The organism is Bacteroidota bacterium (assembly GCA_018266755.1).
Taxonomy (GTDB): Bacteria; Bacteroidota; Ignavibacteria; order Palsa-1295; family Palsa-1295; genus JAFDZW01.
The window spans coordinates 26,011-50,792 of record JAFDZW010000011.1; the positions used below are offsets into that span (position 1 = coordinate 26,011).

At 54.2% G+C, this 24,782-nt stretch carries 15 protein-coding genes and 1 tRNA gene; 9 read left to right on the forward strand and 7 right to left on the reverse strand.

The annotated features are described in order from the left end of the window. Positions 1 to 9: 9 nt before the first annotated feature. From JSS75_14595 to JSS75_14605, 3 genes are read right to left on the reverse strand one after another with little or no spacing between them, the layout of a single operon-like run. Positions 10 to 1,434: a hypothetical protein gene (locus tag JSS75_14595; protein ID MBS1904931.1), complete on the reverse strand. Its 1,425-nt coding sequence runs from the start codon at positions 1,432 to 1,434 to the stop codon at positions 10 to 12. Between the two features lie 14 nt (positions 1,435 to 1,448). Further along, positions 1,449 to 1,979 carry a spore maturation protein gene (locus tag JSS75_14600; protein MBS1904932.1) on the reverse strand — a complete coding sequence of 177 codons (531 nt, stop codon included), beginning with the start codon at positions 1,977 to 1,979 and terminating at the stop codon, positions 1,449 to 1,451. Continuing rightward, complete coding sequence (locus tag JSS75_14605) at positions 1,979 to 2,920, reverse strand: hypothetical protein (GenBank protein ID MBS1904933.1); 942 nt, start codon at positions 2,918 to 2,920, stop codon at positions 1,979 to 1,981. The genes JSS75_14600 and JSS75_14605 overlap by 1 nt, the downstream gene beginning before the upstream one ends. Positions 2,921 to 3,111: 191 nt before the next feature. On the opposite strand from JSS75_14605, the gene JSS75_14610 reads away from it, so the two are divergent. Then, positions 3,112 to 6,912, forward strand: a complete 3,801-nt coding sequence (locus JSS75_14610; GenBank protein ID MBS1904934.1) for a T9SS type A sorting domain-containing protein — start codon at positions 3,112 to 3,114, stop codon at positions 6,910 to 6,912. 92 nt (positions 6,913 to 7,004) lie between these two features. Beyond that, positions 7,005 to 9,905, forward strand: coding sequence for an IPT/TIG domain-containing protein (locus tag JSS75_14615; protein MBS1904935.1), 2,901 nt, complete (start codon positions 7,005 to 7,007; stop codon positions 9,903 to 9,905). 68 nt (positions 9,906 to 9,973) lie between these two features. Here the strand turns inward: JSS75_14615 and JSS75_14620 are convergent, their stop codons facing one another. Then, entirely contained in the window at positions 9,974 to 10,846 is an 873-nt protein-coding gene (locus JSS75_14620; protein MBS1904936.1) for a TraB/GumN family protein, read from the reverse strand. Between the two features lie 57 nt (positions 10,847 to 10,903). Between JSS75_14620 and JSS75_14625 the strand changes: the two genes are divergently transcribed. From JSS75_14625 to sucC, 5 genes are all read left to right on the forward strand, one after another. Then, a complete protein-coding gene (locus tag JSS75_14625; GenBank protein MBS1904937.1) occupies positions 10,904 to 11,914 on the forward strand; it encodes an aminomethyltransferase family protein in 1,011 nt (336 codons plus the stop codon). An 11-nt stretch (positions 11,915 to 11,925) separates the two neighbouring features. Next, positions 11,926 to 13,062, forward strand: coding sequence for a quinolinate synthase NadA (nadA, locus tag JSS75_14630; GenBank protein ID MBS1904938.1), 1,137 nt, complete (start codon positions 11,926 to 11,928; stop codon positions 13,060 to 13,062). Continuing rightward, positions 13,059 to 13,814, forward strand: a complete 756-nt coding sequence (locus tag JSS75_14635) for an SDR family oxidoreductase (GenBank protein MBS1904939.1) — start codon at positions 13,059 to 13,061, stop codon at positions 13,812 to 13,814. Before nadA ends, JSS75_14635 begins: the two co-directional genes overlap by 4 nt. 69 nt (positions 13,815 to 13,883) lie before the next feature. Further along, positions 13,884 to 14,429, forward strand: a complete 546-nt coding sequence (locus tag JSS75_14640; protein MBS1904940.1) for a TPM domain-containing protein — start codon at positions 13,884 to 13,886, stop codon at positions 14,427 to 14,429. Positions 14,430 to 14,527: 98 nt separating this feature from the next. Next, positions 14,528 to 15,691: an ADP-forming succinate--CoA ligase subunit beta gene (sucC, locus tag JSS75_14645; protein MBS1904941.1), complete on the forward strand. Its 1,164-nt coding sequence runs from the start codon at positions 14,528 to 14,530 to the stop codon at positions 15,689 to 15,691. A gap of 76 nt (positions 15,692 to 15,767) precedes the next feature. On the opposite strand, the gene JSS75_14650 is transcribed toward sucC, so the two are convergent. Then, positions 15,768 to 17,903, reverse strand: a complete 2,136-nt coding sequence (locus tag JSS75_14650; GenBank protein ID MBS1904942.1) for a hypothetical protein — start codon at positions 17,901 to 17,903, stop codon at positions 15,768 to 15,770. A gap of 219 nt (positions 17,904 to 18,122) precedes the next feature. Here JSS75_14650 and JSS75_14655 point away from each other — a divergent pair. Further along, positions 18,123 to 18,204 (forward strand) — tRNA-Leu (locus JSS75_14655). 21 nt (positions 18,205 to 18,225) lie between these two features. Beyond that, the gene (gene tig, locus JSS75_14660) at positions 18,226 to 19,491 is read left to right on the forward strand and encodes a trigger factor (GenBank protein MBS1904943.1); all 1,266 of its coding nucleotides are present in this window, start codon (positions 18,226 to 18,228) and stop codon (positions 19,489 to 19,491) included. Between the two features lie 81 nt (positions 19,492 to 19,572). On the opposite strand, the gene JSS75_14665 is transcribed toward tig, so the two are convergent. Together JSS75_14665 and JSS75_14670 are read right to left on the reverse strand one after the other, a co-directional pair. After that, complete coding sequence (locus tag JSS75_14665; GenBank protein MBS1904944.1) at positions 19,573 to 20,364, reverse strand: hypothetical protein; 792 nt, start codon at positions 20,362 to 20,364, stop codon at positions 19,573 to 19,575. 5 nt (positions 20,365 to 20,369) lie between these two features. Next, positions 20,370 to 24,509, reverse strand: a complete 4,140-nt coding sequence (locus JSS75_14670; GenBank protein MBS1904945.1) for a choice-of-anchor D domain-containing protein — start codon at positions 24,507 to 24,509, stop codon at positions 20,370 to 20,372. Positions 24,510 to 24,782: the final 273 nt, after the last annotated feature.

Sequence of the window (24,782 nt, forward strand, 5' to 3'; positions counted from 1 at the left end):
CGAAACAGGTCAGAGACGCAGGATGACGCTGGCTTTCGGCTCGATGATGGTCTGGCGTGTGACGTGATCGGTCTCGGGGTCTCGCGTCCAACTCCAGCGGGCAATGAGTGTGAGCGTAATGAATTTCAATGGCTGAACGCTCAAACGGGCTGAGGCCTGTGTGTTGTCGTCGAACACAATATAATCTGCCGGGCCGTCGATGAAGCGCCGCTGATAATCGAAGGCGCCGTAGAACGTCCACCAGATATGCGGGAAGGTGAAGCTCATGGTCAACAGATCACTGTGGCGCAGGTTATCGAGGTGATGATATGTGATCCCGAGCTGTATCTTGTTGTCGAAGTCGAAGAATGTCCCCGCCTTCCAGCCATTTCCATTGCCGGCGACGGTATCGGCGAGTTTGGTGGTCTTCGTCAGAAAATCGTCGGGGGCGACGTCATCATTGAAGCGTTCGCGCTCGTAGAACGAGTTGTAGTAGCTCGGAATGAAATAGTTACGATAGAACTCGCGTTCGAATCGAAGGTCGAGAAAATACACCGAGTCGAAGAGAAAACTCGTGCGAAAGCCGGCGACAAGACCATCGTTAAAATTCGCGATCTTGACGTAATCGCCGTACACGAATCCTTCGGCACGCCGCGTCTGGTAGATCATCAACCCTGCATCGAGGCCATAGATGGCAAGCGGTGTCGGAATATGAGCCGAATCGCGCATTACGGCAAGCGAATCGCTGAGTCGATCGCCGTTGAGAACTTTGAAGTCGCGCACAAACGGTTCATGGTTCGGGATGATGCGTGTGGCGTTCGAGTCGAAGTCGAACGATGCCGTCGCACCGAATTGGATATTCCGAAAGAACCACGAGTTCGCCAGTACCGGGAAAATATGAAAGGGCCGCGTGAAGCCTCGGGCTGCGATGAGACTTTTATTCACAAGGACATCGCTCGAAAGTCCCTCGACGCCGACGACTCCGATATCGGCGCGACCGACGAGACCAACGCGACGGTTATCGTACGACGAATTATTCGAATAATTATCGACAATCGTGCCGTGACCGAGTGTCACGTTGGTCAGGCCGCCAGCTCGAACATAGAGGTCTTCGCCAGGATGTCCAAAGCGAATGTAGTTGATCCACCGAACGATACTATAGACGTCGTGAAAATCTTCTTTGCGGAATTTGCCGTCGTTATTGAGTCGCAGGTTGCCGTCGATACCGATGCCAAGTGTACCCCAGAACTCGTACTGCGGGCGGACTGCGATCAACAGATACGGTTTGCCGTTGAAGATGCTCGCGCCGAGTCCGCCGCCGATGCCATTATATTTCTGCGAAGGATCGGGAGTCGGCGTGGCTCTGTCGCCGAGATTTTGCGAATATGCGGAAGCAGCCGTTATCAGCAGTAACAGAACGAGGAGCAGACAGCAGCTCTGAGCATGGGTACGCATGATCTGCGGGCTTCTTACTGGAACATGATCCGAACAAGGATCACGCTCACTATGACACTCACTATGTCCGCAAAGATTCCCGCAAGCGGTGCATGACGGGCTTTCTTCACGCCGACAGCACCGAAATACACGGCCAGCACGTAAAATGTCGTCTCATGCGATCCCATCATGACGGCAGAAAGACGGCCGATGAACGAGTCGGTGCCGTGGGTTTTCATGAGATCCGTCATCAGCCCGAGCGAGCCGCTGCCGGAAAGATTACGAATAACGGCAAGTGGAAATACTTCCGCCGGAAGGCCGATCGCATTTGTCAGCGGCGAGATCGCATTCGTGAGAATATCCATCGCGCCGCTTGCGCGGAACATGCCGATCGCCGCAAGCATTGCGACGAGATACGGAATGATCTTCACTGCCGTCGTGAACCCGTCCTTCGCACCCTCTACAAATTCTTCGTAGACCTTTACTTTTTTGACAGCACCGACGATTACGATCGTCGCGATCACAACCGGCACGGCAAGCGTCGAGAGTATCTTCAAAAGTTCGATCATGCCTTGGTCACCGGGAAGAATCGTTGAATGAACCGGTTGAAGATCACGCCGCAGGTGAGCGCAACGATCGTAGCAAGAAACGTCGGAATAATAATATCGCTCGGATTGTGTGAACCAAGCGACACCCGAATGGCGATCACTGTTGCCGGGATAATCGTGATGGCACTGGTATTGATCGTCAGAAACATACACATCGCATTGGTAGCTACACCGGCATGTTCGTTGAGCTTGTTGAGCTCCTCCATTGCTTTCAAGCCAAGTGGGGTAGCCGCATTTGAAAGCCCGAGCATATTTGCTGCCATGTTCGAGAGCATCGCGCCCATGGCCGGATGCTCGGGTGGCACATCGGGGAAGAGCCTCACCATCAGCGGTTTCGCCATCTTCGCAAGCAGTGTTACCAGCCCCGCCGCTTCGGCGATGCGCATGATCCCAAGCCAGAGCGCCATGACGCCGATCAGACCAAGCGCAATAGTCACGGCCGTATCGGCCATCTTGAGCAATCCCTCATTCACTACTTTAGAAAGGATACGATATCGAACCGGTTCGGCGATAAACATCACGTGATCGCCTTGTATCGCGAGAGTCCCGCTGATTTGTTTTTCGTCGCCCTGGGCAGATGCCATATCTTGCCATACAAGCGGCGATTGTGCAGGCAGGGCGAACGTGCATGTGCCGGACTCCTTGTACTCAAGATGAACGTTGACCGAATCCGCCTTCACCGAGCGGGTATCATCCGCTTCGTAGAATGAACGAAGCGACGCGGAGGGAATATAGGCGTCGACCGTATGATGCTCCCGGTCGATCGACTGGGCCGAGACAATCGAGAACGGGATTGCCTTCCCGTTTCGGAAGCGGTCGCTCGAAAGCTCACTGACGTCGCGGCCGGTTGCGACGGCGAGTGCGATGACAACAAGCCCCAGCCATATCCAATTGAGCATGAACGAATTTACGGAAGATTGTAGCGCCGGATGCTATTCTTTTCCACCCCGGCAATATTCTTTGTGGTCCGTACGGGGCACCCTCAGTTAACTGATTGATAAGTCAACCGCATTTCCGCTGGCATGGAAATTGTGTCTGGTAGATGTTATCACAAACGATTTGGGAGGAAATTATGAACTTATACTCCTCTATGGCAAGGATATCCCTTTCCCTCGTCATTATCAGCATACTCGCTACGACACTCCGTGCGCAGACGATCACCTCGAAATCGACAGGCGGAAATTGGGAAGATGCATCCACGTGGGTTGGAAATACCGTTCCGACAGCGACAAACGATGTCGTCATCGCCGGGACGGTATCGGTTACGAGTTCTGCATCGACATGTCGCAATCTCACCGTCAATTCCGGAAGCTTCTTACAGAACGGAGGCGGGCTCGGGTGGGTAACATTCGTCGTACGCGGCAATATTGTCAATAACGGCACCATCCGCAATAACCCAGTCAACTATGTCCTTGTGCTTGACCTCCGTGGCGACGTTACGAACAACGGTGTGTGGCAACCGTCCAATACGTATTTCGCTACAAAACAGGATCAGCATATTTCGCAATCGGCCGGCAAACGTTTTGAGGGCAATTTCGGACTCCGCGACGGGAACGGTTATACCGATACAAACGGACATGCTATCGCTGCAAGTGACCTTACGTTCACCGGGGAGTTCGACCTGAAATGGCTGATCTTCGACTTCGCATCACATGCGTTGACGATGGAGAAAGAAGGACATCTTTCGTGGGGCACGATCGCAAATGCGTCCGACATCTACTTCCGTGACAGCGCATTTTTCTATAACACGATCGTTACAGGGAACACGGCTCAGTTGCACGGCGTGGTTCGCATTGACGGAGCGGTCTCGTTCTATGCGAATATCGTTAATAGCGATACGATGCAACACCGTGGCGGTCTTGGCTGGGTGACGCCCGTCTTTTACGGCGACTTCACGAATAACGGTCTCATCCGTAATAATCCGGTCACAGGGTACGCAATCGCGTTGGATCTGCGCGGCGATGTACACAATAATGGTATCTGGAGAGCAGGCTCGACATACTTCGCGGCGAAGAAGCTTCAACACGTCTCGCAAACACAGGGGAAAGTGTTCGAGAACGCCATCGCGATCCGCGATGGCAGCGGCTATGTAGATACCAACGGCTCACTCATCGCAACGTCGGACCTAACCTTCAGCGGCGAGTTCGATATGCACTGGAGTTGGCTCGACATGGACAGCAACACGCTGACGCTCATTAATCATGGGCATCTGGGTTGGGGGACGATTAAACATGTCCCGCACATCTATTGCCACGATAGCAGCTACTTCTACAACACAATTGTAGGCAGCGACGTGGTCCTCCACGGCTCGGCAAACATCGATGGTGCTGTTACTTTCCTCGGCGATGTCACGGTTGCAGACACAATGCGTCACTGGGGCGGGCTCGGATGGGTCACGCCCGAGATTCACGGTAATTTCATCAACAACGGGCTTGTGACGAATAACCCGTTTAACAATTGGGGCATTGTCATCCGCGGCTTCAAGGATATTATCAACAACGGCACGTGGAAAGCAGGACAAGCAACCCTTGACGGCGAAGGCCGACGGACAGTGAGTCTGCATGGTGCAACCGGAACGGCGATCAGCGTGCAAGGCAAAAAAGTCATCCTCGTCGGTGATAACTACCTACCGACACTTGCCATGAGTTCGGGTGCAATCTGTTATGTCGCCTCCGAAGCGACACTTGTCGTGGAAGACGGCACAACGAACTACGGTTGGAACGGTGTCGGTAATCTTGGTCGAATCACGATTCCGCACAAAACCGTGGCGAATACGACACGCTACGACTTCTATAGCGGGATCACGCACTTTAATAACGGCACACAACCCGATTCCGTCATTGTCGAGTCGTATGGCCGACAGACGCCGAAAACATTCGGGAATGCCGTCGAGAGTTGGTTCAGGCTCCGGACCGTGCCGGCGACTGCGGTACAATTACAATATCTCGATATCTATTATGGGCAAGCCGATCTCAATGGGACCGCCGAAAAAGATCTCAGCCTGTATCGCAGCACCGACAACGGCGCGACATGGACGATGATCGACCGCGCAAACTTGCTGTATCACGATTCAAGCGGCAATTACATGCGCTGGAAAGATATGGTGTGCTCGGGCGATTATGTGCTTGCGTCAGCAGGCATGACTCCTATTCCTGCGAGATCGAACGTTCGCGTTTCCATTGTCGGCAGCAGCGATCTGCGTGTCGGCGCACCAAACCGCATGGTCGTCAACCTTTACAATAATAGCGATGCGATCAGCGGCGACATCTTCCTTACGCTCGAAGCAAATCAGAAGACACGCTTCTTGAAGACGGAAGATCAAATGGACAATACGCTTCGCACGTATGCACTCGATGATTTCGCAACCGATAGCACCGATCAGCAGATCACCTTCCTCGTCAGCAGTATGGGGCCGCGCGAGGAGCGCGACTTCACACTCTATCTGACGACGCCGACTGCCAGCAGCATCAAAGGCGGGGCAAAGCCACAGGTGTTCTGGTTCATCGCGGCAGCGGCCGTCTATGTAGCCGGCGCATATATCAGCGACTATCTGACAGATAAGGCCGTCGAAGGCTGCTTTGATCTGTGGATGCCACCGGGCTCGAATGCGAATGACAAGACACTTGCCGCGAACGATGTGAAGGCTGCGATCAAAGAACAGGCAAAGCGGGCCGCACTCTCGACCGGGAAACAACTTGCAGAAGACGGCGCGAAGAAGATTCTCGCCAACAAAGGTCTCGAACATCTCGTCTGGCCCGCGAAACTATCGGTGAATCTATTGTCATGTCTGGAGAATACGATCAAAGGCATGCAATGCTATCTCGGCCAGAAGCCGATCAAAGATGTGTTCACACATGTCGATTGTAATGGCTCGCAAAAGGAAGTGCGTCCGGTCGTCTCGAAGGACCCGAACCACAAATCCGGTCCGGCAGGATTCGGGACGGAGGGCTTCATCTCGAGTACCGGCCGCATGGAATACATGATCGAATTCGAAAACGCGCCGGACGCACAGGCGGCAGCATATAAGATCGTCGTCGTCGATACTCTGGCCGACGTGTTCGATCCAGCCACGGTCGTCTTCGGTCGCATGAGTCACGCATTCACCGCAACTCAAAGCGGGAACATCCTTCGTTGGGAAATTACCGGTATCGACTTGCCGGCAAACAAAGTACCGCCGGAGGGTGAAGGGTGGCTGACCTATAGTGTACTTCCGAAAGCCGGATTGACGACTGGTACCACCCTTGGCAACCGGGCGAACATTTACTTCGATGCAAACGCGCCGATCATGACGAATTCGTACATCAATACACTCGACTTCGCAGCGCCGAGTACCATGATGAGTGCTCTGCCGTCGAAGACGAGCGATACGATCGTCACCGTTCGGTGGAACAGTATCGATCCGGTCGGCGGCTCAGGGTATGAAAGTGCGATGCTGTATATGGCGAAGGATGACGGTGCGTACGTCGCTGTCGGAAATCAGGATGCAGATTCAGCGCAGATAATCGTCTCACTGGACCATACCTATAGCTTCTTCGCGCTCGCAAAAGATCATGTTGGCAATCTTGAAATGACCCAACCGACCCCTGTGAGTATCCGAGTCACCTCCGGTGTACTTCCCTCGAATCTCGAAGCTGATTTCTGGATTCGTGAGCCGTACCCGAACCCTACGGCAACGTACATCAATCTCGACTATTCACTTTCCCTTACCGGTCATACCTCGGTCGTGGTATTCGATGCTCTTGGCCGTGAGGTCGCATCCGAACCATCGGCGTTCCGAAGCGAGGGTGTGTACCACACCCAAATCGATTGCTCCGGCTTCACCGCGGGCACATACTATGTTCGCCTCGAACAAGGCGGACACATTCGCACGAAGAAATTCGTCGTCCACTAACGAAGTGGGGGCAGAGCACGTCCGGGAGTACCATCGATCGGTTACTCCCGGACGTGTATCATTTGGCACTCACCGCCACGAGGAGACTTACCATGAAGATCGGTCAACGCATCCTCTCACTTGCCATATTGACGAGCATCGCTGTGTATTCCTGTTCTACAAGCAGTACCGAACCGGAGCCAACACCATCGCCGAAGATCGAGACCGGAACGGAAGTACCGGTCATCACACAATCGGTCTCGAGCGGCGGCGGGCGCATCATTGTTACGGCTCCTGACTCGCTCATTGGCGGGCTCGAAATCTCCGTGCCGGCGAACTCCTATACGGATACGCGACTATTCACGGTATCGTATGCGCCGGTGAAGTCGCACACGCTCGGCGAGTTCTTTAAGCCGATCTCACCGGTGATCACCATTTCGAACGGCGGTGGGTACGCCGATTCGATCATGGCGGTGCAGATCCCGGCAACGATCGCCGACTCGGTAATACCGCTTGCGTTCTTCTATAACGACGTCAGTGGTGCACTCGAAGGAATTCCGGTTATTGCATACGATCACAATAGTGTAACGATTGCGACAAGACACTTCGATGTAAGCGGCATCGCTGCAGGCAGCCCTCACTCGAAGAGCGGCACGCCGCAAGGTACGATCTCCAATTTCTCACGCATCGTGCTGACAATGGCTACCCCGTACATGGTCTCTGCGATCTCCCGACTGAGCCCGCTAATTCGCACGGGCTATTATCCGGGTGCGGACGATTGGGATTTTGTCAACTACGGCTCGTATCTCCTGAAGGCGCGCGCCGGACATTGTGCCGGACAGAACTCATCCTCGCTCTGGTACTACTTTGAACTACGACGCAAAAAGGGTGCACCGATGCTGCATCATCTCTATGATTCCATCGATGTGACACCGAACAAAATCTGGGAAGATAATCCGCAAGGATACCGCTGGGCGTCGGCTGTACAACAAGACATGGACTGGACTGCACTCACGGGTGAGATATATGAAAAGTATGTCTCAGCATACGATAATTATACATGGACGGCATTCGTGGTTTCGATGTATCTTACCGGCGAGCCCTTCGACGTAGGACTCTACGGCTTCGACGGCACCGGACGCAGAGGCGGACACGACGTGACGGCATACAGCATCGACGTTCCGAACCAAACCATCTACATTGCCGACCCCAACTACCCCGGCGACCGAACCCGCTCGATCAAGTTCAACGGCTCTACCTTCGACCCTTACTACGCAGGTCTCAATGCTGCCGAAGGCTCCATGAAATTCAATTCCATCAAGTTCACATCGAAGACCGCCTTCATCGATTGGACGACGATCGGGATCGATCACTCGCTCTATTTCATACAAAAGATGAATCCGAGGTACCCCGACTATTCGCTATGGGTCAATGTCGTACCAAGCGTGAAACTGGGTACGGCATACCATTCGTCGACCCCGTCGGTGGACGTCTCGGTGTCATGGAATGAAGTACTGAAATCATATTTCACAGTGTACGACCGAAACGGGGACCGACTGCTTCCCGCTCCGACCGTCCCGGCGTCACTGACCGATCGAGGCATCATCGCCCTCAAACCCGGCGAAAACATCATCGGCTTTGCCATCTTTGGCGACATCGGCGGCACACCGAAACAGTATCGATGGGTCGATTTTCGATGGATTCATTTCTTCTACGATACGATCCTTGCTCGTATCGAGCCGGCTACAACATCCGGCGTGAAGAACCAACAGTATACGTGGAGTGGAATTGTGATGAACCGACCATCGGACGCAAGATTCGAATGGGATTTCGGCGACGGTAGTTCGAAGTTTATCCGCAACAACGATACCGTTGCATACCACTCATACACGAACGACGGTGACTACACCATCACGCTCGACGTATTTAATCGAAGCACGAACATAAAAGTCGCCTCGGCGACGGCAACAGCGTCGATCCATAGTGGCATCGAAGTCACATCCGTTTGGCCGAGCGAGCAATCGTTCGCAATGCCGGTGCATATCACCGGCAAGAACTTTGGGACCTCTCAAGGCTCAAGCACGGTATTGATGGGGCCGTATCCCGCGTACTCCATCGTGTCGTGGTCACCGACAGAAATTGTTGCGACCGTCCCGGAAATGTTCTCCGGCGGGAATGTGACGGTCACAGTCGGCGGAGTCACAACTGCCGGGGTACATCTCGGATTCAAAGGGCCAGCGATTACTTCCGTCAAGCCCGATTCGGCGTATCCCGGTGATATGATCACCATCAAAGGCGAGGGATTCGGAGCACTGCAGGCGCAGCGGTCGACTGTCGAGTTCAACTCCAACGAAGGTACCATCGTCTCGTGGTCCGATACCACACTTCTGGTGATCGTGCCCGAGGTCAGTTCCTACGGGTCGGTACTGCTCGACGTCACCGTGTCGAACGGATATCTCGACCGATGGAACACCTTCCGCGTGCGCGAGAACTTCCTCAATACGCTGCACGGAATGAACTGCCTGTCATTGGCATGGTTCAATGCGAAGATCAAGAAGTATTACAGCACACCGTCGCCGCACGAATCATTCACGACAGGCGGCGTGTCGATTTCCTCGCCGTTATGTTCGCTCTCGTATATGAAATGGAGCGGGACGAGTTTCTCGCAGCAGGTGACGGATAATACCGTACCAGGTACCACGGAGATCACGACGGTCGCCGGGACGGTATCGAGCGATGGATCGATGATCTCTACGATCACCGTGAAATATCAATGGACTCGAGCCGAGTACTCGCGTACCGAAGAGCTAACATTTACTGACATCCCGGTCTCAACCAGCTCGCCGCATAGTTCGATGTTTTACTCGATGACCGGACTGGCGATTCAGAATCACGTTTCAAAGGTGGTTGATGAAACGACAAAAAGTGGGGTCAGCTACGAAAAATACTTACTAACCGACTGGACCGATACACCCGCGAATTACGGGATCTACGTGAACTTTGAAAATGATTGAGTCAGTGACTAAGTAGAGTAGCTCTGTATAAACTGTACTCGCATTGTCATTCTGAGCGAACGAAGTCACTACCGCTTCTTCCAGAGTGGTGTTATCTCGTACCCCTTCCCTTTTAACAAATTCAGCACCCCTTCCGGCCCAGGGAGGTGCAGCGCGCCGACTGCGACGAAAATAGATTTGACATGTGCGATAGAGTCGATGCGGTCGGCCATGCGGTGGTTGCGGTCGAGGATGAGCGCTTTGTTGAACTCATTCGAAAGCTCGCCTTTTTGGTACATCGAATACAGCGAGTCCAGATTCCCGGTCTGATACACGTTTAAGAGATCGTCAAGTTGCATCCCGCTGCTGTCGTTCGAGGTGGTTTCTTCGAGCAGCATCCGAGCCTGTTCCTTCAATGGTACAAGATCCACCGCATGTAGTTGTTCGGCGATCGTCTCGATCCCGATCAATTCCTGATCTGCCTTCTTCGCGTTGTCCATTAAGTACTCGTCGAGGAAGGTTGAATACTGATCTCCGTCGCCGGTGGGCATTTGCATCAACCCGACAAGAAACATCGGCTTCATACGCGCGAACATTGAGAGCTCAATGCTAAACGAATCCCGCATCACTGTTTCGAGCACATGGAATGCGCTGTCGCCGACAAGCATCTGGAGTGTGGTGTCACCCGGCATCTGAATCTGCCCCAGGAGCGAAAACGGATCGAAGTCGTCGAGTTTGATCTCCATGCCGAACGCCGAACACGTTCGCATATAGGAGTCGACCAAATCCCGGAACACAAATGCGCGCTTATCGTATGAATGGACAGTGCCGTAAATGTAGGAGGGCTGTCTCAGTCCGTTTCCTGAAATCTTCCACAACAGAGAAGTCTGACGCTGCGCATGCAACGACACGGCGCTGCAGAGCAGCGCCAACACAAGGATCGTACGTTTGAGTGCGCACATGATGGAAGACCAACACGCAAACAATCATTTCCCTCACCGATTTGTTTTTGACTGCCAATGAATCTAGACGCATACACAGCTGCCCACCGTGCACTCGCGCTTGTCGATGCGAGCGGCCTTAGCGGGCGTGTCCGGGCCAGCGGGCCGGACGCGATCGACCTTCTGCATCGTATGAGCACGAACGACCTTACGCCACTCATCGGACATAGCGGCAACGGTGCACAAACCGTGCTGACTACGGAAAAGGGTCGTATCGTCGATCTGTTGAACGTGCTCTCGACGAATGACGGCGCGCTCCTCGTCACCGGCAGTGACCGCGAAGACGCGGTCGTGCAGTGGCTCGATAAGTATGTCATCATGGAGGATGCGAAGTTTACGAACGTCACCGCCGAGATTTCACACTTCCTCGTCTTTGGCCCATCGGCGCTCGGGGTACTGTCATCGGCGACGGACGTCGATCTTTTGGGGCTAGCAAACTTCGGATCGACGGAGATTGCGTTCGGCGCAGTACCGGTGCGCATCCAACGAAGTCATCGCATTATCGAAAGCGGCTTCTCGATCTTCTGCGACGCAGCGTCTCACGACGCGATTCTCTCCGCATTGACTGAACTCGTCACATCCAACGGCGGCGCGGTGCTTGATGCCGAGACCTACGAGACGATCCGCATCGAGGCCGGCATTCCGTCCGTGCCAAACGAACTCAACGAAAAGCATAATCCGCTCGAGACGACACTGGTGCAGGCGATCAGTTGGACGAAAGGTTGCTACATCGGCCAGGAAGTCATCGCCCGACTTGACACCTATGACAAAGTACAGCGACACCTCATGGGTATCCGATTCGACGATGCTCTCCCCGCATCGGTTCCGTTTCCGCTGCAAGCGAACGATGCGACGGAGATCGGCGAAGTGACGTCACTCACGTTCAGTCCGGGGCTCAATGCCACGATCGCGCTTGCATTCGTGAAGACGGCATTCGCAAATCCGGGAGCGGCCGTCAGCGCCGCTGGGGTCGCAGGTACACTGACAAAATTGCCGTTCGACATCGAAGTATCATACGCCACCCACTAACAGGACTTACCATGTCTACCACTATAGACTTACCGGTCGTCGGTCAAACGGTTGAAGAATTTCTCTCGAGCGAATCGACATCGGCAGAAGTCGTTGCACGCATTCACGAGTTGAAGACAACGCTGCGCGAGAAGGTGATCGTCCTCGGGCATCACTACCAACGCGACGATATTATTCAATTCGCCGACAAGACGGGCGACTCCTTCGAGCTAGCGCGGTATGCTTCGTCGCTGAAAGAACGCGAATATATCATCTTCTGCGGGGTGCACTTCATGGCCGAGACCGCTGATGTTCTTTCCGGGATCAGCCAGAAAGTATTGTTGCCCGACCTCAAGGCCGGCTGCTCGATGAGCGACATGGCTCGAGCAGAGCAAGTGTTCGATTCGTGGGAAGCGCTTGGCGAACTCACCGATACCAAGAAAATCTGTCCGATCACCTATATGAACTCGAGTGCCGCAATCAAAGCATTTTGCGGCGAGCATGGCGGCGCAGTCTCGACAAGTTCGAATAACAAGCTCGTCTTCGAATGGGCATTCCGCCAAGGCTTCGAGAAGATCATCTTCTTCCCCGATCAGCACCTTGGCCGCAACACGGCGTATTTCCAGATGGGTATTCCTCTCGACGAAATCGTGCTCTTCGATCAGACACAAGGCCCGCTTGGCGGACTGACGAAGAAACAGATCGACAAGGCGAAAGTGATTCTCTGGCGCGGGCATTGTTCCGTGCATCAGCACTTTCAACCGTCGCATCCCGATATCATGCGTGCACTCTATCCCGGCATTCAAGTCATCGTACATCCGGAGTGCATGTTCGAGGTTGTTCAAAAGGCGGATCTCGTCGGTTCGACGTCCTACATCTGCAAGACGATCGAGGCAGCAAAGCCGGGCTCTTCGTTTGCCGTTGGGACGGAACATCATCTCGTCAACCGACTCAAACATGAGAATCCTGACAAATTTGTCACCACGCTCGCACCCTATGCGTGCGAATGCGCAACGATGTACCGTATCTCGCCGGAAGCGTTGTTGAACATACTCGAACATATTGACCGCGGCGAGATCGTCAACAGAATCGTTGTCGGAGAAAGTGACGCACACTGGGCCCGTATTGCGTTGCAACGGATGCTTGACATTACTTCCTCGGGGGCATGAAACGGGACCACACTGCGCCGACATGGTCCTCGAAGCGCGTCCTCATCACCGGCGGCGTGCGACGGATGGGGCTGCATATCGCATACGCATGCAGCGAACGCGGAGCAATTCTTGGGTTGAATTATGCTCATGCGTCGAAGAAGGAGGCCGAGGCCGCACAAGCGGAGTGTTTGAAGCGAGGCGCGAAACAGGTATTCCTGATCAAGGGAGATATTATTGAAGATGGCGCAGCGATCGTCGGCCGGTTCATCAAGCTTGCCGGTGGTATCGATGTGCTGGTCAACAACGCTGGTGTCTTCCCACCGCAAACCCCGCTGCACGACCTGACCCTGCATCAATTTCAATCTACACTCGACTTGAACCTGATCGCACCGTTCGTGCTCGCGAAAGCAGCGGCAGCGCATCTGCCTCAGGGTGGAGCCATCGTCAATATTGCCTCGCTCGGAGCGTTCGAGATCTGGAAGTCGAGAATCGACTATCACGTGTCCAAAGCGGGACTTGTGACACTGACAAAGGCATTGGCCCGCGAGCTCGGACCGCAGGGGATCACCGTAAATGCGATCGCGCCGGGTGCAATCGCCGCCGACCCCGAACAAGCATCCATTATCGGGACAGCCGAAGAGAAGATCCCGATGGGTCATTACGGTACGCCGGACGATGTGGCAAAAGCCGCCGTATTCTTCGCATACGATGCCCCGTATATCACAGGCCAGGTTCTGATCGTCGATGGCGGACGCAGTGTGTTTCGTTAGACTGCCCTCGAAAGAATAGAACAATCCGCCACGAACTCCGTACTCTACACGATAGTTAGCATATATCCGATGAAGAGCATTCGACTGTTGATATTCGGCGTTCTGTGCGCTGGCCTCGGTATCCTCGCGCCGCAGGTGCGCGCACAAACCGATCGCACATATCTCTCGACCGCAGATTCGACCGAGGAGCGCATGGGTACCTTCCCGCAGCGCATCGGTTGGGTCAACGATTACGAGAAGTTGCTCACCGCCAACGAAATCGCCGAACTCACAACGATCATCCGAAATCATCAGCAGCTCACCGGTGACGAGATCGCGATTGTCACAACCAAAAGCTTCGCGCCATACCACGATCTCGGCGGCTATGGAAAGGACCTTGCAACCGTCTGGGGCATCGGGAAATCGAAAAAGGACAAAGGGCTGATGATCATGCTCAGTAAAACAAAGGGTGAAATTCAGTTCGTCCCGGGAGACGGGTTGAAAGGCACATTGACCGACACCCTTTTGAACCAACTCATCGACAATAAAATGATTGGATCACTGCAAAAAGAGCTCTTCGGAGATGCATTGATCGCTGGTACGAAAGAGATTATCCGGATTCTCGAATCACACTAAGGCGGCAGCCGTCAGCCCCTCGAAAACCCGATACTCCCTCCCCTGCCCCGGTTGCTTCGTATTTTTGTAGTCTTAGTAATTGAAGCAGGAAATATCCGATGAAAATTCACGAGTATCAAGCCAAAGAAATTCTCAAGAAATACGGCGTCCCGGTTCCGGAAGGGTATGTCGCCTATAGCGTTGAAGAAGCAATGGAAGCGGCGGCAAAGCTCCCGACCCAGGTAGCGGTTGTCAAGGCCCAAATTCACGCCGGTGGACGTGGCAAGGGCGGCGGCGTCAAGGTCGCAAAGAATCGCGACGAGGTTCGTCAGTACGCCTCGCAAATCCTCGGCATGACGCTCGTCACGCACCAAACCGGCCCGGAGGGCAAGCTCGTGAAGCGACTGCTCGTCGAGCAGGGCATGAACATCCAGAAGGAGTTCTATGCCGGCATCGTGCTCGATCGCGCAACCGGTCAGAACACGATCATGGTCTCCACCGAAGGCGGTATGGAGATCGAAAAAGTCGCCGAGGAGACTCCGGAGAAGATCGTAAAAGTGAGCGTGAACCCGGCGGTCGGCCTGCGCGAATTCCAAGCCCGCGACCTGGCATTTGCCCTGGGACTCAGCGGCGAAGCATTTAAGCAATGCGTCAAGTTCTTGAAGGCGCTCTATCGTGCATACGAAGAGACCGATGCATCGCTGTTCGAGATCAACCCGCTCGTGCTCACGGCCGAGCAACAGATGTTCGCACTCGATGCCAAAGTCAACTTTGATGACAATGCACTCTATCGTCATCCTGACTACGCCGCTCTGCGCGACCTCGACGAAGAGGATCCGCTCGAGATCGAAGCGTCGAAATCGAACCTCAACTACATCAAGCTTGACGGTAACGTCGGCTGTATGGTCAACGGAGCAGGCCTCGCGATGGCAACGATGGACATTATCAAACTCGCAGGCGGCGACCCGGCGAACTTCCTCGATGTCGGCGGCGGCGCCAATGCCGAGACGGTTGCCAACGGCTTCCGTATCATCCTGAGCGACCCGAACGTGAAGGCAATTTTGATCAATATCTTCGGTGGTATCGTCCGTTGCGACCGCGTTGCGAACGGCGTCGTCGAGGCCTCGAACCGTGTGAAACCGCACGTGCCGATCGTCGTTCGTCTCGAAGGGACCAATGCCATCGAAGCCGGCAAGATCCTCGAGGACAGCGGGCTGAATTTCCTCGTCGCACACGGCCTTAAAGATGCGGCCGCGAAGGTGACACAGGCGCTCGCTGCATAAGCAACCATTGGTATTGAAATACAAACGGGGCTGGATCCGTCGGATCCAGCCCCGTTTTACTTTGAATAACTCTGTATTAGCGAACGAGCTGGAGTGTCATTGCTTTTGGCGAGGTCCAGACAATCCCGCCGGTATTCGCATCGCGCACGATCACGCTTACATAGTACGAGCCACTGCCTGCAAGGCCCTCGGCACTGATGTTCAACCGATGGTCACCCGCACTCATCGGGACATTATCGTACGGAGTAGCGATCACGCGACCAAGCACATCGCTGATGCGCACACTCACAAGTGATTGTGCGCCCAACTGCAGCGGCAACATCGTCTGGGTGGTGAACGGGTTCGGAACTGCCTGGCCGATGCCGTTTGAAATTTGCGAAACGCTCGAAAGCTCAATTCGCTTGGGCTCGTGCATCTTACGTTCGCCGTCGAGCGTCACGTCCACAAGCCGGTATTCATAGATTCCCATCGCTCCTGGCGCATCGACATAACTGTACGACGATGCTCCGCTCGCGTCGCCGTGACCGAGGAGTTGCGCATCGCTCCGGTAGGATGCCACTACCTCGAAACTGTTCGCATCGCTCGTGCCATCGACTCGACGGCGTTCGATCTCGAAGCCGGCGTTCTGCCGTTCGGACTCGGTCTCCCACTGGAGCAGGACGCGATTGTCAGCGGTCGGGTGAAGATCGAACGATGCAAGCTCGATCGGCAGCGAACCGTCGATGAAAATCACTTGTGCATAAATGTCCTGATTGTTCGTCCCGTTGCGATTGTCACGCCAGACGGCAATCGCACCGTTACTGCGCGGGATCAGCACCAACTCGTCGGCGTTTGAATTTGTCCGATTCGATATGGGGACACCCCAACTCGACGTTGCCGGTGAAGGCCCGAGAAAGCGTTTCGGCGTTTTATCAAGTCGTTGTGCGTAGATAGAGGTAACTGTCGATGAACCGCTGAGACGGTTATCAAGCCATGCGGCTAGTACTTGCCCCGTCCCAACCTTTACAGCAACCGGGTCATACTGATCGACAGAATTGCCATTGGCATCGAGTTGGTAACAGACGGTGTACATCTGATTCGGCGCGGCAGGAGTGTAGTTGATGCCATCTCCCCATCCGCGTGTCATGACAATGGAATTCTTGGACACATCACTCTGGAAAACGACCATTACGCCGGCATAGCCGCTCGACACCATGAACGAGTCGTCGCTGAAGATCGAGGGATTGGTCTGATCGCCGAAGTAATCGGTCGAGATCTCAAATGCCGTCGTTGCAGTCCCCCACGCACGTGTCCCATCGTTCTTAAAGCGCTGAGCGTAGACGTTCCAGCCTTTCGATGTATTGATTGAATTCTTGGTTTCCCAGGTAATCATCACCTGATTGCCATCTCTGGTGAGATTCGGATTCCGGGATGCATCTTCTGTCCCCTTCGCTCCGCTATAGACCGCAATGCCATTGGCGCCATTCCACGACGACGAACCGAACGCGTTGATTCTTGTGATGAGGATCGCCGACGGCAACCCGGAAGAAACCCAAGCCAGGTAGCACCCACCACTGCCATCAGGAACAATCCGCGGCGTGGTCTGCGATGCCGAAAGCGAGATCACTGCCTGGCCGCTCTTGCCCCACGAGGCACCGCCAGAGGTAAGTCGGTTACCATAGATATCGGGCCGCGAATTGGACGAAATTGCCGAGCGATTATCTTCCCACATCACATACGCCCCCCCGCTGCCGTCTTCGCAGATCACAGCATTATTCGGGGACGTTGCAGACGACGGTGAGTTCGGTACGGAATCCACTGCGACTCCTTTCGAACCATAGCCAAGCGAACCATCGGAGTTCACATGCTGCCCATACAAATCGATCATACCACCGCCACGGCGTTGATCTTTCCAGACGATGTACGCCCCGCCATTTCCGTCGGTCGCAATGACCGGCAGATTCTTGGCTGTCGTTGTGTTGCAGACGAGGACACCATCTTTTGTCCATTGTGCATTACCGTAGCGATCGAGTTTCTGGGCATACACATCCCAGTGATTCGACCGAAAGTCCTCCCAGGTGATGATAATCCCATCGTTCCCATCCGAGCAAGCCTTTGGGTTCTGTTGGATGCCAGACGCGGTACAGACCGGGGTGTTCTTAGTAGAGTCCGATACCCATTGCGAACGGACTGTTCCAGGGTTGAGGAAATAGAGTACTGTGGGGACAATCAACAGTGCAACTCTCTGATATATAATCCGATATGATCCAACCATCGATTCGTTATCCTTCTGCGCTAATCATTCGTATCGACACACAATGACGTAACCTAAAATGAACACCTTGACGTATGAGATAATCACAGCAATTCTTGTGCCGAAGAACTCAGCTTCTTTGGCATGGTGCCATAGAACATTCAGCCCCCGATGGCTGTTCTACGACTCCCAATTCCTGCCGGAGTGGCGAAATTGGCAGACGCGCCAGACTTAGGATCTGGTACAGCGATGTGTGCAGGTTCAAGTCCTGTCTCCGGCACGTAACTTATTGAAATATAACGTGGAAACAACAATTCATAAGCGCTCACAAGTGCTTCGCGAGCTCGAGATCTTCGTCGGCGAAGATGAACTCAATGCTGCATTCGACTCAGCGTATGCCGCCATACGGCCCCGGATGACGCTTCCGGGCTTCCGTGCGGGGAAAGCCCCGATCTCTTTGATCAAAAAGATGCATGGCGATGCCGTCGAGGGCGATGCTCTCGAAAAGCTGGCACAGGAAAAATTCAAAGAGATCGTCGAAGAACAGAAGCTCGAGCCGATCGGTACACCCGTGATGACCGATCTTCACCGCCACAGCGGAGAAGGCGCGCACTTCAAGATCAGCTACGAAGTTCGCCCCGAGATCACGCTCGCCAGTTACGAAGGCACCGACGTCGAGCAGCCGATCTACACGGTCACCGACAAGGATGTCGAAGAGCGCGTCCACTACCTGCGATTCAATTACTCGGAGAAGACCCCTGCAACGAAGATCGAGGATGCGGAGTCGATCGTGAACCTGCACTTCACCGATAACACCAACCCCGACGGACCGAAGAACGAACACACGGCTGTGTATCTGCAGGATCCGCAGATCGTGCCGGAGCTTCGCGATGCACTGATTGGCAAGTCGCTCGGCGATACATTCGAGATCGAACTGCCGCAGACGATCGGCGGCGAGACGAAAAAGTCTCCTGTTTCGATCACCGTCGAAGGCGTCGAGAAGGTGACGCTCCCGACAGTCGACGAAGACTTCTGCAAGAAGATCAGCCGTGACAAGGCAACCAACGAGGATGAGGTCCGCAAGCTCGTCCGCGATGAGCTCGAAGCGAACGTGCAGCGCCGCTCGCAAGAAGCGTTGGAATCGAACATGGTTGCGTCGCTTCTTGGGAAACACGATTTTCAGGTGCCGCGCACGTACACCTATGCCATCATCGATTCGATGATGAAAGAGGCTCGTGAAGAGAACGTGCGACGAGGCTACCCGGAAAACTACGGCATCGACGAGGAGGAATTCCGCAAGACAGCCTGGAACAACGCAGAGACGCGTGCAAAGTGGCTCTTGTTGCGTGAAAAGCTTGTCGAGGCGATGGGACTCGAAGCAACCGAGGAAGATATCAAAGCGCTCGCAGCGAAGGATGCCGAACAGTACGGCATTCCGCCGGAAAATCTGGAGAAGTATTACCTCTCGAACGAGGAGGTCAAAGAACGCGTACGGAGCGAGAAGCTCGTCGAGCACCTGCGGACGCAGTTCGTGATTAATCAGAAGCCAGTCGACACGGCGGCATAACAACGACTTCCATCCGAATCGTCGATGAAAAAAAAGACGGACATGTTGTCCGTCTTTTTTTATTCGTGCATTACCCTACACTTACTTCTCTCGTTCTTCCTTCGGAGGTACCGGTACATGCTCCGGGGTGTGCAACGGCGAAAACAGCAGGACAACCCCTGCCCGGACCGAGTTTGCTTTCCATTGTAGGCTCGTCGCGATGTTTGTTACTCCGTATGAGTACATAAGCTCCGGATGGAGTTCCATCGTGCGCTGCTCGTTTAGTGGAAGTGAGTACGAGATGCCTGTAATGAGCGCGGCTTGGAATGCAGATGCATTCGGGATCGTACCGCTGGACTGATTGCGAATACGGCTGTGCGAGTCGTTGCCGAGCGAATCGAGGAAGGTACCGCTGCCGTCCGGTTGGGTGATCTGCTCCTGTTGTGTGTACGATTTTGCAAGCAGCAACGCGGCGTGCATGCCGAGATGCAACTGTAACTTACCGAGCACTTTCCATCCTACGATCGGTTCAAGCCCCAGCGTCGAGATCGATGCATCGAGTGTATGAGTAAACGCGCCTTGCACCGGCGCACTGTTGTGATATACAGTCGTGAATTCCGTTTCGGAAAGTGTCGCACCGATCGATTGAAATCCGAGCCGAAACTGCATCATCAGATCAGTTGCAACCGGCAAGCTGTACAGCACACCGGCTGCGATCCCCGGGCCGGTCCCCGTTTCATACCGAGGGCAGCAGCTCGGGACACCCGGCAAATGCTGGAAATCTGCGCTATGAATGTTATCGGAGAAATCTCCGTACACTCCGAACGCAGGACGCTCTTGTGCAAAAAGATTCGCACCGACGACAAGCAAGAGCACGATGAGTATCGGTCGCATCGAGATTACTTAACGATATCGATCCGTTGCAGCCGCTGCACGGTCGGTGTGGTTAGTGTGAGATAGTAACTACCCGCTGACAATCCGGCAGTATTGATTTGGAATGTGTGAGTGCCCGGTTTGAGCTCGCCATCGAAGATCGTTGTAACGGGACTGCCGAGCAGGTCAGTGATGCGAAGAACTGTACGTCCGTTCTCGATCGTCTGAATATCAATCTGCGAGATCTTCTCCGATGGATTCGGGCTCACGCGTGCGATCTGTACGACGCCGTTCGGATCAAATAGGCGTGTTCCTCCTGACGTACATAACCCCAGCACGTCGAATGTTCCACTCTCGGACTCTACGTCGTAGTCAGCCGGCTGCCCACTGTCGTCGAGCCATGCGAAGTTGACGACGCTCATCGGACTTTGCGAACTCTCGCCAAGCATCGCAACGAACGGGATGCGAGCCAGTACGGAATCCGCGCCGATCGAACCGGTGATATCGAGCGTATCGAACCGGGTGCCATGCTTTACGGTACCGCTTGTCGGGAACAGCACGGATGCGTCGTAGAGGACACGTGCCTGAAAATTTGTCGCAACCGATTGCAGCGAGGAGACGGGGACATTCTCGAGGATCATCGGCACGACACGATGATCGCCGGGGTACCCTGAGTCGTCCGGTATTCGAACACGCCCCCCGAGACCCTGGCCGAATGTCGTGAGTACAGCAGGCGAGCCGACCCCGGAATACTCAAAGCCTATCCTGCCGGATGCTCTTCCGATATATTTTGGAGTGAACCGAAGCGTGACAGTCTGCGACGCACCGCTCGCAAGCGTGAATGGCGGACCGCCCGACACTACGGAAAACTGTTTCAGATCCGGACCGAGTTGCGAGATGCCCGTGAAGTCGATGGATGTGCTTCCGACGTTTCGTATCGCAACAGCGATCGTCGTATCCTTGTAGTCACCGACTTTGAGTTGTCCGAAGTCGATCACCGTACCGACGGAGGAAACCGTCGGTTGAATGCCGGTGCCCGTGATCGTTTGCGTGAGCGTACCGGACTGCGTAAAGATTAGGATACGGGCAGTCTTCGTACCCACCGATGTCGGTGCAAAATGGAATTCGACGCGCTGGGCTCCGCCCGCCGGCACAACAAACGGCGGCAACCCGGAGGCGATCACAAACTGCGATGCACTGGCGCCAACGATCGCCATCGAATCGACACGTACGGGATACGAACCCACATTGCGAATGAACGTCTGAACGACGGAATCTCTGCTTTGTGGAACGATCACAGTACCCATATCCACATCCTGGCTAGCAGGTTGTGGTTGCACGATGGAGAAGACCGCGTCAGATGTATCGGCTTGCACCCCCCCTTGCGTGCCCATCTTCCAGATGAACATATTGCCGTTCTGGCCGACGCTGGTGAGCGTATCCGAGTCAAAACCTGCCCGGCCGAAAAAGAGACCCGCGACATATAGCTGCCCGTGAGGATCCACACAGAGTGCTGAACCATCGGCGTCTCCCGCTCCACCGGCTTTCTTGGCCCATTCAGGAGATCCATCGGACGCAAATTTTACCACGAAGGCATCGTCTAACCCTGTTCGTTTCAATGTTGTGCCACCGAAAACCAGATCAGAAATGAGACTCCCCGTCACGTACGCCGCCCCCGAAGGAGTAACAACAACATCGGCCGCTTCCCCACCTCCGCTTGTACTGCTGCCAACCCACTTGACTGTCCCATCCGGCGCATACTTGGCAAGAAAAACATTAAAGCTTTTCCCTATAAGGTTGAAGCTATCAAAGCTGCTAGGCCCGTAGGTGTAGCCGGTGATGTATGCATTGCCGGAATTGTCGAGCCCAATATCTTCGCCGATGTCCATATCGGGACCCCCTGCACGCTTTACCCATTCGATACTTCCATCGGAATGATACTTCGCGATGAAGAGGTCCCATGCGTCCCGTACGGAAAGATCTGCATACAAGGTGGTGATGCCGAAATCACAATGCCAAGAAAAGCTGCCCGTGACATAACAGTTACCTGCGTTATCGACCGCGATTTTTTTGCCAAAGTCCTTCTCGATGCCACCGGCACCTTTTACCCACAGGAGGGTACCTTTGGAACTGTATTTCGCGACGAACATGTCCTCCTGACCCGCCGATGACAGCTTGATTCCTCCGAAGTCGGTAACATCGGTATACAATCCGGTTATGTACACATTATCGGCGGCATCGACAGCGACACCATTGGCCTCAACGTCGCTATTCGATATGGCGTCAACTGCATCCTTGACCCAGACAAGGCTTCCGTTCGGATCATAAGTCGCGACAAAGGCGCTCCTTCCACCCTGCCCGGTTAGGCTGACTCCTCCAAAGTCGACCACACCTGAAAATATTCCCGCGACGCAAAGATAGCCGGCATGATCAATCGTGATCGAATGCACCTCATCGATGTATGACCCTCCGATGCCCTTCACCCACGTCAGATACCCGTCCGGTCGATACTTCGCAATAAAGCCGTCGGCGGATCCGGAATTCTGCGAGGTCAACGAAGTCCCTCCAAAATCGATGCTGCCTTGAAAGCTCCCTACCACATAGATATTCCCGGATGAATCTGCAATAGTGGCGGCTGGGTCCACTATCCCGGTCCCGCCAGCACCGATCACCCAACCATCCGAAGCGCCAGGACTGTTCTGCGCAACCCTCACCAAGCAACGGTTGCTGGTTGTGTTGGGCACATGCCACGCATACTGTCCTCCGGTCGTCGCATTCGTGATTGCAGACCACGTGGCACCGGCGTCGGTACTCAATGCGAGACTGACCGTCATACTGGTATCAATACCGCGCCAGACGATCGGCGTATCAATGCCTGCCTCAAAGACTTCCCCTCCGTTTGGCTTCAGGAGCGCCAGCGTTCGTGTAGTGGAGTGATATCCTGAGAAACTCGCACTCGCGCTGCAGGTTGCGTCACAGAAATCGGTATGCAGGTCAAACTCAGACCAACTGTAATCGCTATCCTGCGGGGTGTACGTGATGGTGAGTGTTTTGCTCTCACCATCGGCAAGCACGAATGATTTGGGATTAATATCGAATCGTGGGTTCGAACTCGTAATACCGGTAACGGTGAATGATGCATGATCCGCCCGAACGGTCATTGTCGTACTCGAAGGCACATTGACTTGTGTTGGCAAGATCGAGACCAGCGAGGGGGAACACATTAGTTCAGCAACATCACTGGAAGGAAGTTGATAGTCGATTTGCACTGACTGCCCTCGCCAATTGAAGGCAACGGTTGTCATACCCGCAGAACACTCGGGCTTACTTTCCCATTGGATTAAACAAGGAGAAGCACCTTGTGCCGATTGATCGACCGAAGTGGCAACATCTAATGCGGCTTGCTTGCTATCGATCCCGTCGAATAATTGTCCACCCGTCGCCGTCGCTAATGCCCGAAGCGAAGACTTGATCCCGTCCGGCTCCGCCTCTGGACGGCTGTAAATGATCGCGAAGAATTCTATGGAATACTTAGTGCATGTATCGATGCATTGCTGTAGCTCTACGTCCGACAACGCATCCCACCATGCATCGGTATAGAGAACGGCGACGCGCTTGTACTTCCCCGATTTTGCGATATTGAGGATTCCAGTCCGCGGATTGAGCAGATGTTCGACAAAATCGTTACCTCCGCCAGCATCCAGCGTACTGATCTCCGTGAGGATCTTCGCGCGATTCGTGGTAAAGTCCTGAATAATCAGCGCGTGATCGTTGCACGTTTGCAGGGCAAACTCCGAAGCCGGGTCGTCAATCATCGGCACGAGAGTTTCCATCGTGCTCTTCCCAAGATCGACCGGGCGCTCCACGAAATTACTATATCCCATCGACCCGGAAACATCGAGACTCATCGCAAGCGAGACACGCGGGATCGGTTGATGTGATGGGCAGTCGATCAAGACTCCTTGGCGCAGCGTGCCGTTCTCGGTCACTGTAAGATCTGACGAAGATGGTGACTGCTGCTGGCCGCTTGCATCGAAGGCGTAGAATTTCGCCTTCATTGTTGGAAATGCAGACGCATCCAGTCCGAAGACCGTAAAGCTCTGTGCAGAAAGCGAACCGGCCGCAATGAAGAGAATCGCGGTTATAATGATCAGCCTCTTAACCATGGGGATGATGATGATGAGCTCAAATATACGAGCCTGTCTGGCACTTCAGGTATTGATTGCCATACAATATTCAAGAAAGACGTTCTGGACAGGGGAAACCTTACAAAAACAGCTGTCGCCCACCGGGCCCCACACCCCGCACTGTTACAATAGAAAATTCGTTGAAACGTCTGCCCAGTAGAAGGGCTTGAAACTCCGTATCTTAGACGGTAGTATACCCAGAAGATTTGTATAATATTCCTATTTCATGAAAGTACCATTTGACTATAACAA